Origin of the sequence: Flavobacterium aquariorum (assembly GCF_003254745.1) — a bacterium.
In the GTDB taxonomy this organism is placed as follows: domain Bacteria; phylum Bacteroidota; class Bacteroidia; order Flavobacteriales; family Flavobacteriaceae; genus Flavobacterium; species Flavobacterium aquariorum.
This window is the reverse complement of the sequence record NZ_QKXH01000013.1, coordinates 65018-78276: the sequence shown is the minus strand read 5'-3', so window position 1 is coordinate 78276 and position 13259 is coordinate 65018. Positions and strand designations below refer to the sequence as shown.

The 13259-nt window shown below is 32.7% G+C and carries 14 protein-coding genes, 1 tRNA gene and 1 pseudogene; 8 read left to right on the top strand and 8 right to left on the bottom strand.

The window, feature by feature from the left end; genetic code table 11:
- Window positions 1–139: 139 nt before the first annotated feature.
- The 5 genes from DOS84_RS17520 to DOS84_RS17500 all read right to left on the bottom strand — a co-directional run bounded on the left by DOS84_RS17520 (window position 140) and on the right by DOS84_RS17500 (window position 3036).
- Window positions 140–1258 (bottom strand): vWA domain-containing protein, encoded by a 1119-nt coding sequence (locus DOS84_RS17520; protein ID WP_111411401.1) that lies wholly within the window; start codon window positions 1256–1258, stop codon window positions 140–142.
- Window positions 1259–1430: 172 nt separating this feature from the next.
- Window positions 1431–2219 carry an META domain-containing protein gene (locus DOS84_RS17515; protein WP_111411400.1) on the bottom strand — a complete coding sequence of 263 codons (789 nt, stop codon included), beginning with the start codon at window positions 2217–2219 and terminating at the stop codon, window positions 1431–1433.
- Between the two features lie 24 nt (window positions 2220–2243).
- Window positions 2244–2624 (bottom strand): YchJ family protein, encoded by a 381-nt coding sequence (locus tag DOS84_RS17510; protein ID WP_111411399.1) that lies wholly within the window; start codon window positions 2622–2624, stop codon window positions 2244–2246.
- 18 nt (window positions 2625–2642) lie between these two features.
- Window positions 2643–2873, bottom strand: a complete 231-nt coding sequence (locus DOS84_RS17505) for a hypothetical protein (protein WP_111411398.1) — start codon at window positions 2871–2873, stop codon at window positions 2643–2645.
- Window positions 2874–2883: 10 nt separating this feature from the next.
- Window positions 2884–3036, bottom strand: a complete 153-nt coding sequence (locus DOS84_RS17500) for a hypothetical protein (RefSeq protein WP_111411397.1) — start codon at window positions 3034–3036, stop codon at window positions 2884–2886.
- 415 nt (window positions 3037–3451) lie between these two features.
- Here DOS84_RS17500 and DOS84_RS17495 point away from each other — a divergent pair, with 415 nt between their 5' ends.
- Both DOS84_RS17495 and DOS84_RS17490 read left to right on the top strand, forming a co-directional pair.
- On the top strand, window positions 3452–6142 hold the full coding sequence (locus DOS84_RS17495; RefSeq protein ID WP_165830463.1) for a PAS domain S-box protein: 2691 nt from the start codon (window positions 3452–3454) through the stop codon (window positions 6140–6142).
- Window positions 6139–6534, top strand: coding sequence for a response regulator (locus DOS84_RS17490; protein WP_111411395.1), 396 nt, complete (start codon window positions 6139–6141; stop codon window positions 6532–6534). The genes DOS84_RS17495 and DOS84_RS17490 overlap by 4 nt, the downstream gene beginning before the upstream one ends.
- Here the strand turns inward: DOS84_RS17490 and DOS84_RS17485 are convergent.
- Window positions 6531–7076 carry a hypothetical protein gene (locus tag DOS84_RS17485; RefSeq protein ID WP_111411394.1) on the bottom strand — a complete coding sequence of 182 codons (546 nt, stop codon included), beginning with the start codon at window positions 7074–7076 and terminating at the stop codon, window positions 6531–6533. The two genes, DOS84_RS17490 and DOS84_RS17485, sit on opposite strands and share 4 nt — an antisense overlap.
- A 306-nt stretch (window positions 7077–7382) precedes the next feature.
- Here DOS84_RS17485 and DOS84_RS17480 point away from each other — a divergent pair, with 306 nt between their 5' ends.
- The 6 genes and pseudogenes from DOS84_RS17480 (at window position 7383) to DOS84_RS17450 (ending at window position 11782) form a co-directional block, all read left to right on the top strand.
- On the top strand, window positions 7383–7628 hold the full coding sequence (locus DOS84_RS17480; protein ID WP_077372080.1) for a hypothetical protein: 246 nt from the start codon (window positions 7383–7385) through the stop codon (window positions 7626–7628).
- Between the two features lie 166 nt (window positions 7629–7794).
- Window positions 7795–8235 carry a KTSC domain-containing protein gene (locus DOS84_RS17475; RefSeq protein WP_111411393.1) on the top strand — a complete coding sequence of 147 codons (441 nt, stop codon included), beginning with the start codon at window positions 7795–7797 and terminating at the stop codon, window positions 8233–8235.
- A 606-nt stretch (window positions 8236–8841) separates the two neighbouring features.
- On the top strand, window positions 8842–9597 hold the full coding sequence (locus DOS84_RS17465; RefSeq protein ID WP_111411391.1) for a DUF4369 domain-containing protein: 756 nt from the start codon (window positions 8842–8844) through the stop codon (window positions 9595–9597).
- Between the two features lie 18 nt (window positions 9598–9615).
- Window positions 9616–10002 (top strand): annotated as a pseudogene (locus tag DOS84_RS17460) (TlpA family protein disulfide reductase); the annotation flags it as partial.
- Window positions 10003–10174: 172 nt separating this feature from the next.
- Window positions 10175–10255, top strand: a tRNA-Tyr gene (locus tag DOS84_RS17455).
- A gap of 81 nt (window positions 10256–10336) precedes the next feature.
- Window positions 10337–11782, top strand: coding sequence for an amino acid permease (locus DOS84_RS17450; protein WP_111411389.1), 1446 nt, complete (start codon window positions 10337–10339; stop codon window positions 11780–11782).
- Window positions 11783–11835: 53 nt separating this feature from the next.
- Here DOS84_RS17450 and DOS84_RS17445 read toward each other — a convergent pair whose 3' ends face one another.
- Window positions 11836–12525 carry an SIMPL domain-containing protein gene (locus DOS84_RS17445; RefSeq protein WP_111411388.1) on the bottom strand — a complete coding sequence of 230 codons (690 nt, stop codon included), beginning with the start codon at window positions 12523–12525 and terminating at the stop codon, window positions 11836–11838.
- Between the two features lie 31 nt (window positions 12526–12556).
- Window positions 12557–13195 (bottom strand): rhomboid family intramembrane serine protease, encoded by a 639-nt coding sequence (locus DOS84_RS17440; protein ID WP_111411387.1) that lies wholly within the window; start codon window positions 13193–13195, stop codon window positions 12557–12559.
- Between the last annotated feature and the right edge of the window lie 64 nt (window positions 13196–13259).

Genomic DNA, 13259 nt, shown 5'->3' with positions numbered 1-13259 from the left:
AGCAATATTTCTACCTTTAGCCCCGATTGAAGTAGAAATCCTTATGAGCCGGTGTTCGGCTTATAAGATTGTAGCGGAAAGCGGGACGATGTTTCCAAAAAAAAGCCTAAGGTTTCTGCTTCAAAATAATAATTGAACTCTATTTTATTCGTTTCTTTCTATTGGTTTCATAATCTTCAAAAATCATTTCACCCAAACCTTTCAATCCGGTGTAGAACGCTTTTCCCTGATTGGCTTCGGTAAACTTATTTACAAATTTTTGCAGATATGGATCGTTGGCAATCATAAAAGTGGTTATCGGGATATGCAATTTTCGAGCTTGTTGTGCCTGTGTATAACATTTTTCTACTATATAATGATCAAGACCGTTGCTGTTCATATAATAAGAGCCGTCTTTTTCCCTCACACAGCTCGGTTTACCGTCGGTAATCATGAAGATTTGCTTGTTGGTATTTCGTTTTCGGCGTAATAAATCCATAGCCAATTGCAAACCTGCAACGGTATTGGTGTGAAATGGACCAACTTTGAGATAAGGCAAATCCCGAATGGAAATCCGCCAGGCATCGTCACCAAAAACAAGAATATCAAGCGTATCTTTTGGATAACGTGTAGTTATTAATTCGGCCAGCGCCATAGCTACTTTCTTGGCGGGAGTTATACGATCTTCTCCGTATAGAATCATACTGTGGGAGATGTCAATCATCAAAACTGTACTCATTTGGGATTTGTATCGGGTTTCTTCGACGATCAAATCATTTTCGGTGAGCATAAAATCGGCTACGCCATTATTGATTTGCGCGTTTTTCAAACTTTCGGTCAGCGAAATACGCTCTAACCCGTCGCCAAAATGAAACTCCCGAAATTCTCCAGTATGTTCATCTCCATTACCGACATGCTTGGTTTTGTGGTTACCACTACCCGATTTTTTAATATTTCCAAAAATATTATCCAAAGCCTGTTGACGTATGGCTCGCTCGGTTTTTGCGGTAATTCCCAAACCTTGAGTTCCGTCGTCCTTGAGTTCTTCTCGGATAAATCCTTTTTTCTTAAGATCCTCAATAAAATCATCGATGGTATAGGATGGCTCGGTCAGTTTGTATTCTTTGTCCAATTCACGCAGCCAACTGATAGCTTCGTCAAAATCTCCCGAAGTGTGTGTAATAAGCTCTTTGAAAATTTCAAAAAGTCTATCAAATGGAGATTGAAACGGAGCTTCGTAGCTTTTAAAATAGAATCCTTTTTTTATCGTATTGTTCATAAATATAAATTTAAATTATTTTTAAATGAACTAGCTACAAACAATTTATAATTTTACGTTAAAAGCCTTTAATTTTAGTGATTAGTGAATAGTAATTAGTGATTAATAAAAAATATTGTGTTGAAAGTAGATTAAAAAGCTAATTGCTAATCACCATATTATAAAAAAATAGTTAGTCTACTTTTTTGAAAATCAATTCTTCTCCTGATGCATTAGTAAGTATTAATCGTAAATTTTCGACTTTATAAGTAGTTGTGCTTTGCAAAACTTTTAGGAATTCGTTTTCTTTATTTTTTTCACCGCAAAACATTCGAGTGGTGATGGTATTGGTGAAATGAAGCAGTCCTCTTTCGAAGAAAATGGTACCATTCATTCTGTTACAGCCTGCAAATCCCATGAATTTATTAGTCGAACTATTTATTTCAAGATTAGGCAACTCTTTGGTAAAATCTGCCAAAATTACCTTTTTTCCATTTAATTGTTCTAAAACCCAAATATCGTGTAAGCGAGAATCGGCTATATAATTTCCGCAACCACTCAAGAATGTTGAGTTTTTATTTTTTACGATTTCAATTCGAACGGAATAAGATGATTTGTCACCAGACATGGTATTGATACATTCCTGCTGCATAATCTGGATAATCATTGTAATCGATTTGTCCGTAACCCGATACATTTTTACATTGGCGTCCATGGCACGAAGTGGTTCAACGTGATTGGCTGTCAATGATTCAAAACCGGGTATCAAACAAGAAAATTCAATAGTTTTCTCGGATATTTTTAAGTTCCAATCCGGTTCGTTGCCATTTCCCCTGAAATAAATTTCTTTCTCTAAATTCTCCATTTGCTGTTTGTAAGCAAAAGTAGGTTCTGTTTTTGTTGCTTCATTAGGCACCGAGACGGTACTTTTGCATCCAATTATAAACAAAATAATTAGCACCAATTGAATCGATTTCTTCATAATTTTTAAATTTAAATCTTTAAATTATTTAAATTTCCCATCCACATAATACCAACTACCACTTTCCTGTCTAAAATTGGAAAACTCATGATGAATTTGATTCACATTATTTCCATCAATAAAATACGCTTTGAATTCCACTGTATTTTCAGTAGCTGAAATGATTTCTAGTTTTTGCCATTTATTTGATGTCGCCCAATGCAAAATATCTTCTCGCGAATAATATTTTCGTTCAGAGCTGTGTGTAGTAGCCAATAAATAATCAGCCTGTTGCGTGGCGTAGGCTGAGTATCTCGATTTCATGAGTGCCAAAGCTGTTGGGGCTTTTTGAAAACCATTTATGTAACGATTACAGCAGGATTCAAAAGATTCCAAAGAACCACAATAACATTTTTTCGAAATCATATTCTATTTAAAAATGGATTAAATTTGTCCGTCAAGTAAAATGATTCTTTGATGCAATTGGTTCAACAACACTTGATACTTACTGATTTCCCTTAGATCCTCATCTTCCTCGGCATGATCCAGCATTTCATCCAATTCCTCGCTAACTTCTATCAATTTATTATTAGCTTCTCTTGCATTTTTGCTGGCAATAAAATCGATTATTTCCTGAACACCACTTTTTAATTCGCTAAATTTTTTTTTGTCCATGGTTTACGGTTTACTCATTCTCCGAAGATTTTCCTTCATTGAATTTTTTAGTTATTTGTTTTAGTTTTTCTTTGCGATCAATTGCTGCTTTTTTTGCTTTGTCTTGCGCTTTGTGCAGTTTGTCATTGTGTTTTTTGATGTTTCCTTCGTTGTTTCTACTCATTGTATTTATTTTTTTTCTTACAATTTCCCTTAAAATAGGAATTTTGTTTTAAATTCGTAATAAAGAGAGCTTACAAAGTTCGGGTTTATTATTGAAATGGATGTTATTTTTATTTAGGTAAACCATCACTTTTTGGACTCAACATTCAAAATATAATATGCATTTTTTATTTCTATAAATTTAGAAATGTTATCTTTCGCATTAAAAAACTTTAATTTTTATTCAAAAAAAACATTTTGTGAACTTTACAATCTAATATTCAATGCAGTACAAAAATATAAGATCCAATTATATTAGATGGTTTTTAGCGAAACCTAAAACTTCTGGATTTTTATTTTTTTTAATCCTGAGTATTGGTGTTGCATTTTCAATTTTTCAACGCTTACAAATTATTAAAGAAAATGAGGATCATGAAATGCGAGCAACTCTTGAAAATTTGCATCAAAATATCGATCAATGTCTAAAAGGTTGCTACACAGTTACTCTTACACTGGCATTAACGATCAATGACAAAGGAACACCAGAAAATTTTGAAGCTATAGCCTCTCAACTTGTAGCTTCTAATAATTGCATTAGTGCAGTTCAACTGGTACCAAATGGAGTGATCAAATATATTTATCCTTTGCAAGGAAATGAATCTGCTTTAAATCTAAACCTTTTTAATACTCCAAGCGTAAAAAATGAAGCATTAAAATCTATTGCAAATAGAAAAATGTACTTTGCCGGCCCTTTGGTTTTGAAACAAGGCGGAACTGGTATTGTTGGCAGATTACCTGTTTACAAAAAAAATAAATTTTGGGGGTTCTCTGCAGTTGTAATCAAATTTAGAGATTTATTAAAAGTTTCAGGAATTAATTCAATTGATACTAATAAATATTATTTTCAATTTTCAAAAATCAATCCCAATACCCAAAAGGAGGAGTTTTTTTTTCCTTTGAAAGAGGAGATTTATAAAAACCGTAAAATTTCAGCAACAATACCAGACGGAAATTGGAAACTTTCTCTAATTGTAAAAAAACAAGATCATCATTACTCAGTTCTTTTTCTACCTTCAATTTTAGGTTTTATTATCGCATTATTAATAGGATCGTTCGTCACTATTTTATTAAACAGACCAAAACAATTACAACAATTGGTTGATATACAGTCCACAAAGCTTTTGAATAGTGAAATGATATTTAAAACTATTTTTGACCAAGCGCCTGTGGGTATAGCACTTTTAGATTCAGATACGGGTAATTGCTTAGAAATCAATAAACAATTTAGCAAATTAATGGGTTTTTCCGAACAGGAAATAAATTCTAAAAATTGCCAACCTACTGCACATCTTGATGAATTAATAAACAATGAACTCAAAATAAATGAACTCAAAGCGGGAACGATTAGTGAGTATAGTGAAAAAAAGTCATATAAAAATAAAGATGGAGCAGTTGTTTGGATAAATCTTAGGGTTGTTTCCCTCTCCAAACCAAATAAAAAATCAAATACAAATATTGTAATTGTAGAAGATATCACTTTGCAAAGACAAATTTTGGAGAACCTTAAAAAAAGTAAAAAACAATTCAAAAACCTCTTTAAAAACTCTCCTATTCCTATGTGGGAAGTGGATATGTCTTTAGTCAAGAATTATCTAGAGGATCTAAATCTGATTGGCGAAAAAGTAACAATTGTTGAAAACTATTTTAATGAAAATCCGGATGTGATACTTAAATGTTTTACCCTGGTAAAAGTTATAGCAGTAAATTATAAATGCCTGGAACTTCTTAAAATAAAAACAAAGCAAGAATTAATTGAAAATTTAGAACAGGTACTTGATGAGGAAACCATAAATGATTTTGTTAAACAGTTAATTGCAGTTACACAAAGCAACAATCAATTAGCCTATGACACCAAAATTATGAACAGTGACGGCGAATCTATTGACATTCATTTTAAATGGAATGCGATACGAGGTTATGAGAAAACATTAGAACGCATGATCATTTCTACAGGGGATATTACTTTTCGAAAAATAAATGAAAAATTAATTCTTAACTCCCGACAAAAAACAGAATCACTTATTAATACAATAGATGGAATTGTTTGGGAATGTGATATCAAAACCTTTAAGTTTACTTTTGTCAGTAAAAAAGTAGAACAAATTTTGGGTTTTACTCCAGAGGAATGGCTCAGTAATCCTAATTTTTGGAAAGAGCATATCTATCATGAAGATCGAGAATGGGCGCTGGAATATTGTTCAGCAAAAACAAGTGAGCTTTTGAATCACGATTTTGAATACAGAATGATTTGTAAAAACGGAGCAATCATATGGCTGCGCGATATGGTAAATATTGTTTATGAAAATGGTAAAGCAATAAGTCTGCATGGAATAATGATTGATATTACTAAATCAAAAAATATAGAAGATGATTTAAATAATTCATTCAATTTAGTATCGAGACAAAACGAAAGGTTATTGAATTTTTCGTATATAATTTCTCATAATTTAAGGTCTCATACCAGTAATATAGCTTCAATCGTTAGCTTACTGCAGGCTTCTGAAACGCAACAGGAAAAAGAGCAAATGATGCAATTATTAGTTTCTGTTTCAGGCTTGCTGAACGAAACAATGCTGCACTTAAACGAAGTAATTAATATACGTACCAATGTAAGATTAATAACCGAACCATTGAATTTAAAGAACTATGTTGACAATGTGACAAAAGTCTTTTCTAAACAAATCATATCGAAAGAAGTTATGATTAATAATTTAATTCCAAATGATTTGTTAATCAACTACAATCCGGCCTATATGGAAAGTATCCTCTACAATATGATTTCAAATGCAATTCGCTACAGTCACCCGGATCGCAAAGCAATTATCGATTTAAAATGGATTGCAAGAAGTAATAAAAACATCCTTCAAATTTCAGATAATGGAATAGGTATTGACTTAATTAAAAATGGAAATAAAATTTTCGGTATGTATAAAACTTTCAGTAATTATCCTGACTCAAAAGGAGTTGGACTATTCATCACAAAAAACCAAATAGAAGCAATGGGCGGTTCTATAACAATAGAAAGCGAACCCAATGAAGGAACAACATTTAAAATTGAAATTTTATGAGTTTAAAAACAATATGGGTTGTAGATGATGACCCGATTTACCAAATTATCGTTAACAAAATTATCAAGAAATCTGAATTGTTTTTGAATGTTTCCAGTTTTAAAAACGGAAAAGAAGCTATTGATGCCTTAAAAAATGCATTGGAAAATAAAGAAGCTTTTCCGAACATTATACTTCTGGACATCAATATGCCAATTATGGATGGCTGGGAATTCATGGACGAAATCGTACTCATAAAATCTCAAATCAATGAACCTTTACAAATATATATAGTAAGTTCTTCTATTGCATCTGAAGATAAAAGCAAGGCAAAAGATTACTCGGAAATTATTGCCTACCTATCAAAACCCATCAGCGCAAATGACTTAATATTAATAGCCGCAAATAACTAAACTACACCTCTTTTTATTTCTTCCAATGTTTTATTGGTAAAAATTAGTTCTTGAATAATTTGCCTGCGCAATTCATCGAGATCATCATAATCAAAATACTTAGCCCACGAAGTCAATTCAAATAAATTCCGAATCTGTTTGATTCTTTTAGCCGTTGCAAAACTGGTTCTCAAGATGGCTTTCGAATCATAATTTGGATTGTTTCGGTGCTGATAATTAACAGTTTTCTTCTCGTAATTGGCTTCCAGATAATACAATTCTTCTTCCGCATTATCCGGATAAAATTCATTCCAGGATGCGAAACCTATTTTGAATTTGGATTCCGTCTCCGGTTCCATTGGCTCCAATCGCCATTTACTATTGGCCAAACGCCCCCAATGATTGGACAGACGATACATCCCTTCCCTGGTATAAAAATATTTACTCCCAGATTGACTGTCATATTGCACTGGCATTCCCGCAATTCGATCAGGCAACACTTCATGAAAAACACAAAATGTATTTTTGAATGATTTTGGAGTCGGACGAAAAATTTTTTCCATAAAACAAAGGTAACCACAAACAACAGTAAGTACCAAATCAATTCCAAAAACAACTATTGGGAGGTGCCACCATAAAGGAAAGGGACCAAATTTCCGCTACAGTGAGTCGGTCCCTTCCCTTTATGCTGTCGGGCTATCCGCGCTACTTCGGTAGCTAGCTACTATCCCTCACCCGCAAGCAATCCAAATTTAATTTTCGAAAAGTTCCTTTCCATTTCCGGAAAAGGCATTTCAGCTCCCAATTCCACCTTAATTTCCAATTAATTGGCTAACTTTGTCCCAGAATTATATTAAAATAAACAGATTATGACCAAAGCATCAGAAGAAAGAATGTTACAAAAAGGCGTTTTTACAGGAATTATGGAGCAAGATGAAAACAACAATTATTTTTGTGGTATTTATCTTTTGGATTTCAAAATGGCTCAAAAACACAACCTTGGTGATTGGATTACCATAAAAAGCGTCATCGAAAACCCAAGCGATATCAGTTATAATAAATATCCAAAAAAATCAAAAAACTTTGATAAGGCCAATATGAAGCCTGAACAATAGGCTCTTAGTCCCTGAAAATTATTTTAAAAATCAAAAAAGTACTTTTTTTGATTTTTTTTTTTAGCTAAAGTAAAAAGTTAAAAAAAAGTGTACCTTTGCAAAAAATTGTCAATTTTCAGCCAAATACCTTTGGTTTGATAGTAAAAGACAAGTAGTTACCTTATTTATGAAAAAAATAGTTGAATACCGCAAACTACTTAACGTAGAAAAAACAGTAGCGCTTAAAGAATTGAAAACCATTTATCGTAATGCGATGAAAGATGCACATCCTGATAAATTTCAAGGTGATGAAGCTGGTTTAAAAGAAGCTGAAGAAAACAGTAAAAAAATAATCGAAGCTTACCACTTCTTGGTAAGTATAAATGCAGAGACAATTAAACAACTTTTACCTGAATATACTGAGACAATCTCTACATCAACAATTACAGACTACAAATTTGTTGAAGGAAGATTGATAATCAACTTTTCAAACGGAAGTGTTTACGAATACATCAGTGTCCCTAAAGCTACTTACGTAAAAATGGTAAATGCTGATTCTCCTACGAGATTTGCAAAAAGACATATTCTTAATGCATTTCCTTGGAGAAAAACTATCAATCAAGAATAGTTTTTCAATATAATATATACAAAAGCACTCCTTCAAAAGAGTGCTTTTTTTATATCCATACTAATTATAAATTGCTGCTTAAAACACAGTAAATTTCAAAATTGATGTTGCTTAACGTTTTTTTAACAGGTTTTTTAATAAATTAGCATACCCAAACAGAACTAACTTTACCAAAAAAACCATGAATGATTATATTAACCGATATCAGAGGCAATATAAAAACGCCCTGAAAACCTACGAAAAGCTTGAAAAAATAAAAGCAGAAATTGATTTTAAATTAAAATCAAATCCAGTTTGTTCACACCTGCACAAAGATTTAAGAACTGTGAATTTAGATATTAAGATAACATTAAATGAAATCGAACATATTGAATCACATATTCACCAATGTGAATCCTAAAATTTATTAATTTAAAAATCTAGGTACACACTATACTTCTCCAGACCGTGTATACTTGAACTTTTATAAAATTATAAACATTGAATTTATTGGTTTTTAAGAACTTTAGAAACTAGAAAATTATAACATAAATTTAGGGCCTAAAGTTATTGTTAATTTATAATTTTAAATACTTTTGTAACCTTAAAAACAATTAACTAATAAAAATGAAAAAAATTATTTTATTTCTTACTGCTACAGTATTACTTACTTCTTGTAGCAAAGACAAATACACTATCTCAGGAACTGCTACTGGATTTGAAAACGGTAAAACAGTAATCCTAGAAACTCAAGATGAGAAAGGTATGGGACTAATTGCTGTAGATACAGTAAAAATAGAAAACGGTAAATTTGAAATTAAAGGAAAAGCAGTTGAACCATCTTTCCATACTTTACAAATTGAAGGTACTCAAGGTAAAATTCCATTTATCTTAGAAAATGGTGACATTACAATCGTTGTAAACAAAGATACGATTCAAAAATCTAAGGTTTCAGGTACTTACAATAATGATGAGTATGTGAAATTCAACGAAGAAATCACTAAAGTTCAAAAACCTTTAATGGATTTCCAAACTGCGAACATGCAAAAAATGCAAATGGCGCAACAAACTAAAGATACTGCAACTATCAACGGTTTAATGAAAGAGTACACTAAAATTCAAACTGAAATTGGTGCTACTTCAAAAACTAAATATGTAGATTATGCAAATACACACCCAAAATCTTTTATCAGTGTATTAATCATCCAAGGAATGAGCAATGACCCAGCTGTAGATTCTAAAAAAATTGAAACTATGTACAATAGCCTTGAAGAGTCTTTGAAAAACTCTAAACCAGGTAAAGCTCTTAAAACAAAACTTGCTGAATTGAAAACTCCTTCTGTTGGTGCAACGGCAATGCCACAAGCTCCAGCTGCTAAATGAAGGACAGATTTCTCTGCTCCTAACCCACAAGGCAAAACAATCAGCCTTAAGGAAAGTTTAGGAAAAGTGACAATCGTTGATTTTTGGGCCTCATGGTGTGGTCCTTGCCGAAAAGAAAATCCAAATGTAGTAGCCATTTATGCTGAATTGCATGCAAAAGGTCTTAATATAATTGGTGTTTCACTAGATGAAGATCCTATAAAATGGAAAGAAGCTATTGCAAAAGATAAGTTAACTTGGACACAAGTTTCGAATCTTAAAGGTTGGGAAGATCCAATCGCAAAGCAATACAAAGTAGAATCAATTCCAGCTACCTTTATCCTTGATAAATCAGGAAATGTAGTAGCGCAAGATTTAAGAGGCGATGAACTTAAAGCAAAAATCATAGAATTATTAGGTAAATAATCCTTTTTAGTATTCCAAAATAAAAAATCTCCCTTGTGGAGATTTTTTATTTTATTCAATACCAATGCATTAAAAATAATACTAAAATAAAGTGCAAAAAAAGTTTGTAAAACTAAAAACAGTCTCTATATTTGCACCCGGATAACGCAATAAGCATTACCAAATAAGGCCTGGGGAGATACTCAAGCGGCCAACGAGGGCAGACTGTAAATCTGCTGTGTGAACTTCGCAGGTTCGAATCCTGCTCTCCCCACAAAATCGCTTCAAGAAATTGAAGCTTTTTTTTTACTTAAAAATCTACTATATCCGTATAGTTTATATAATTTTAATTATTATGCTAAAAAAATCAATTGAGGCTTTAAAAATTGAAGCAGCAAATACAGGAGAAAATTCCTTAAAGCGGAGCTTAGGAGCTGTCAATCTTGTTGCCATTGGAGTTGGAGTAATTATCGGGGCAGGCCTTTTTTCGTTAACCGGAATTGCGGCTGCAAATAATTCTGGGCCAGCAGTAATATTGTCATTTGTAATTGCTGCTGTCGGTTGTGCATTTAGTGCTTTGTGCTATGCTGAATTTGCTTCTATGGTTCCTGTCTCGGGAAGCGCCTATACTTATGCATATGCAACTCTAGGAGAACTTTTCGCCTGGATCATTGGATGGGATTTAATTCTAGAATATTCGGTTGGTGCTGCAACGGTTGGAATAAGCTGGTCGCAATATTTGGTGAAATTTCTAGAAAAGTTTGACATTTTTATTCCGCCCCAGTTGGTTTTATCACCATTTGAAACTGCCACATTAGCAGATGGAAGTATTGTTCGTGGTATTGTAAATTTACCTTCAATTTTAATTATTGCTTTAATTACTTCTATAATTATTCGTGGCACAAAAGGTTCTGCCTTATTTAATGCAATAGTTGTGGCATTAAAAGTAGGTGTTGTGATTGTTTTTATCGCTTTGGGCTGGCAATACATTGATCCTGCAAATTATCATCCTTTCATTCCAAATAATACTGGAACATTTGGCGAATTTGGATGGTCTGGTGTTTTGCGAGGAGCCGGTGTGGTTTTCTTTGTTTTTATAGGTTTTGATATTGTGGCTACAATGGCTCAAGAAACGAAAAATCCGCAACGTAATATGCCTATCGGAATACTTGGATCTTTGCTTGTTTGTACCGTCCTTTTCATCCTATTTGGTTATGTAATGACAGGATTGGCTAATTACACCGAATTTAAGAATAGCGCAGCACCTGTTGCTATTGCTATAGCTAATACACCTTATGAATGGCTAGGAATAGCTGTTATTTTAGCGATTTTAATTGGCTATACTTCGGTCATTTTAGTTGATTTATTAGGGCAATCGCGTGTATTTTATTCGATGAGTAAAGATGGATTATTACCAAAAGTTTTTTCTGAATTGCATCCAAAGTTCAATACACCCTATAAATCAAATATTGTTTTATGTATTTTTATAAGCCTTTTTGCGGGATTAGTTCCAATAAGCATTGTGGGTGAAATGACCAGTATAGGTACTTTGCTGGCTTTTGTAATGGTTTGTTTAGGAATTTTAATTCTTAGAAAAAAAGAACCCAATTTAGAACGTCCTTTTAAAACACCATTCGTTCCTGTTGTTCCTATCTTAGGAATTATTACTTGTGTTGTTATGATGGTTTCTTTACCATTTGATACCTGGTTACGTCTTTTTGTTTGGTTGGCAATTGGATTTTTAATTTATTTCTTTTATGGTAAGAAAAGAAGTAAGCTTCGAAACGAAACCAAATCATAAAAAAAAGTGCTTGAAAATTCAAGCACTTTTTTTTATGAAAAATGGATATGGTTTTATTCCAATTTAAAACTCACACTTACATTGGCAACAATCTCTATTTCACCAACAGCCATGGTTTGTCTTGGAGCAGCACTATCAGATTCAACAGACATTGATTTCATGGCATATACTGGTTGTGGATAATACGTTTGTGAATTATCCGTAATAGTAAACCCTGCTCCTACTTTTTGGCCCAAAACCGACACATAGTCCTCAGCTTTCATTTTAGCATCTTTCATGGCTTGTTTGCGAGCTTCAGATTGGTATTGAGCCAACTTTGATGATTGAAAAGTTACATTGTCAATACGATTGATTCCTTGATCAACCAAGCCTTCCATCAATTCGTCATATTTTGATAAATCTCTCAAAAGAATCTCGATGGTTTGCGTAGCATTATAAGTATGTTTCTTTTTTTCATAATCATATTGTGGATTCAAAGAAACTCTTTTTGTTTTATAATCTGCTGGAGCCAAATTCATGTTTTTTACTAATTTTAAAACAGCCTCCATTTGTTGGTCATTTTGTTTTTTTACTTCTTTGGCATTAGTCCCTTTGGTCTCCACAGTTGCCAAAATGGTAACTTGATCAGGAACTACCTTAATTTTTCCTTCCCCTGATACATTTACTTGGGGGATAGGTTTGATTTCTTGGCTGTGCGCCAAAACAGTAAAGAGACAGATAACAAACAAGATCGATTTTTTCATAATATTGATTTTTAAAGATTGAAATTAAATTTTAAAGTTTCCCCATTTTTGCCATTGCAAAAAGAATTACAATAGGAATTGCAAGTAAAACGGTCATTAAAGTATGTTCTTGTATTAATTCAGGATTTCTTAAGATAGTAATCAAATAACCGCCCATTGCCCCTCCAAAATGTGCAGTATGGCCAATGTTGTCATTTTTGGATCGCATTCCGTAAATTGAATACAATAAATATACAATACCAAATAAATAGGCTGGAATTGGAATTATGAAAAACAGACCCAACATCATATCGGGCTGTAATAATATAGCAGAATATAAAACACCTGTTACTGCTCCAGATGCTCCTACGGCTCGATAGCTATAATCGTTCTTATGAAACTGCATCGTCAATAAACTGCCAAAAATCAAACTGCCAAAATAAACCATGACAAATGAAATATTGCCTAAATAACTCATGACAACTGGAGCAAAAAAATAAAGAGTAAGCATATTGAATAATAAATGAGTCATATCAACATGCAGAAATCCCGAAGAAATCATTCGGATTTGTTCTCCGGCACGAATGCTGCCAACATGGAATTCATATTTTCTAAAAAAAGAAAGATCGTTAAATCCTTTATAACTAATCATTACATTGGCAAGAATAATTCCAATCAAAATGGCATTCATAAAATGTAGGTTTTTAAAATTTAGTGTAAATCTAATTAATATTATAATTTGTCCTACTAAAGAA

Coding starts and splice junctions, on each gene's coding strand:
- DOS84_RS17520 (WP_111411401.1), bottom strand. CDS start 1,258: ATGAACAATACGATAAAAAAAGGATTCTATTTTAAAAGCTACGAAGCT.
- DOS84_RS17515 (WP_111411400.1), bottom strand. CDS start 2,219: ATGAAGAAATCGATTCAATTGGTGCTAATTATTTTGTTTATAATTGGA.
- DOS84_RS17510 (WP_111411399.1), bottom strand. CDS start 2,624: ATGATTTCGAAAAAATGTTATTGTGGTTCTTTGGAATCTTTTGAATCC.
- DOS84_RS17505 (WP_111411398.1), bottom strand. CDS start 2,873: ATGGACAAAAAAAAATTTAGCGAATTAAAAAGTGGTGTTCAGGAAATA.
- DOS84_RS17500 (WP_111411397.1), bottom strand. CDS start 3,036: ATGAGTAGAAACAACGAAGGAAACATCAAAAAACACAATGACAAACTG.
- DOS84_RS17495 (WP_165830463.1), top strand. CDS start 3,452: ATGCGAGCAACTCTTGAAAATTTGCATCAAAATATCGATCAATGTCTA.
- DOS84_RS17490 (WP_111411395.1), top strand. CDS start 6,139: ATGAGTTTAAAAACAATATGGGTTGTAGATGATGACCCGATTTACCAA.
- DOS84_RS17485 (WP_111411394.1), bottom strand. CDS start 7,076: ATGGAAAAAATTTTTCGTCCGACTCCAAAATCATTCAAAAATACATTT.
- DOS84_RS17480 (WP_077372080.1), top strand. CDS start 7,383: ATGACCAAAGCATCAGAAGAAAGAATGTTACAAAAAGGCGTTTTTACA.
- DOS84_RS17475 (WP_111411393.1), top strand. CDS start 7,795: ATGAAAAAAATAGTTGAATACCGCAAACTACTTAACGTAGAAAAAACA.
- DOS84_RS17465 (WP_111411391.1), top strand. CDS start 8,842: ATGAAAAAAATTATTTTATTTCTTACTGCTACAGTATTACTTACTTCT.
- DOS84_RS17450 (WP_111411389.1), top strand. CDS start 10,337: ATGCTAAAAAAATCAATTGAGGCTTTAAAAATTGAAGCAGCAAATACA.
- DOS84_RS17445 (WP_111411388.1), bottom strand. CDS start 12,525: ATGAAAAAATCGATCTTGTTTGTTATCTGTCTCTTTACTGTTTTGGCG.
- DOS84_RS17440 (WP_111411387.1), bottom strand. CDS start 13,195: ATGAATGCCATTTTGATTGGAATTATTCTTGCCAATGTAATGATTAGT.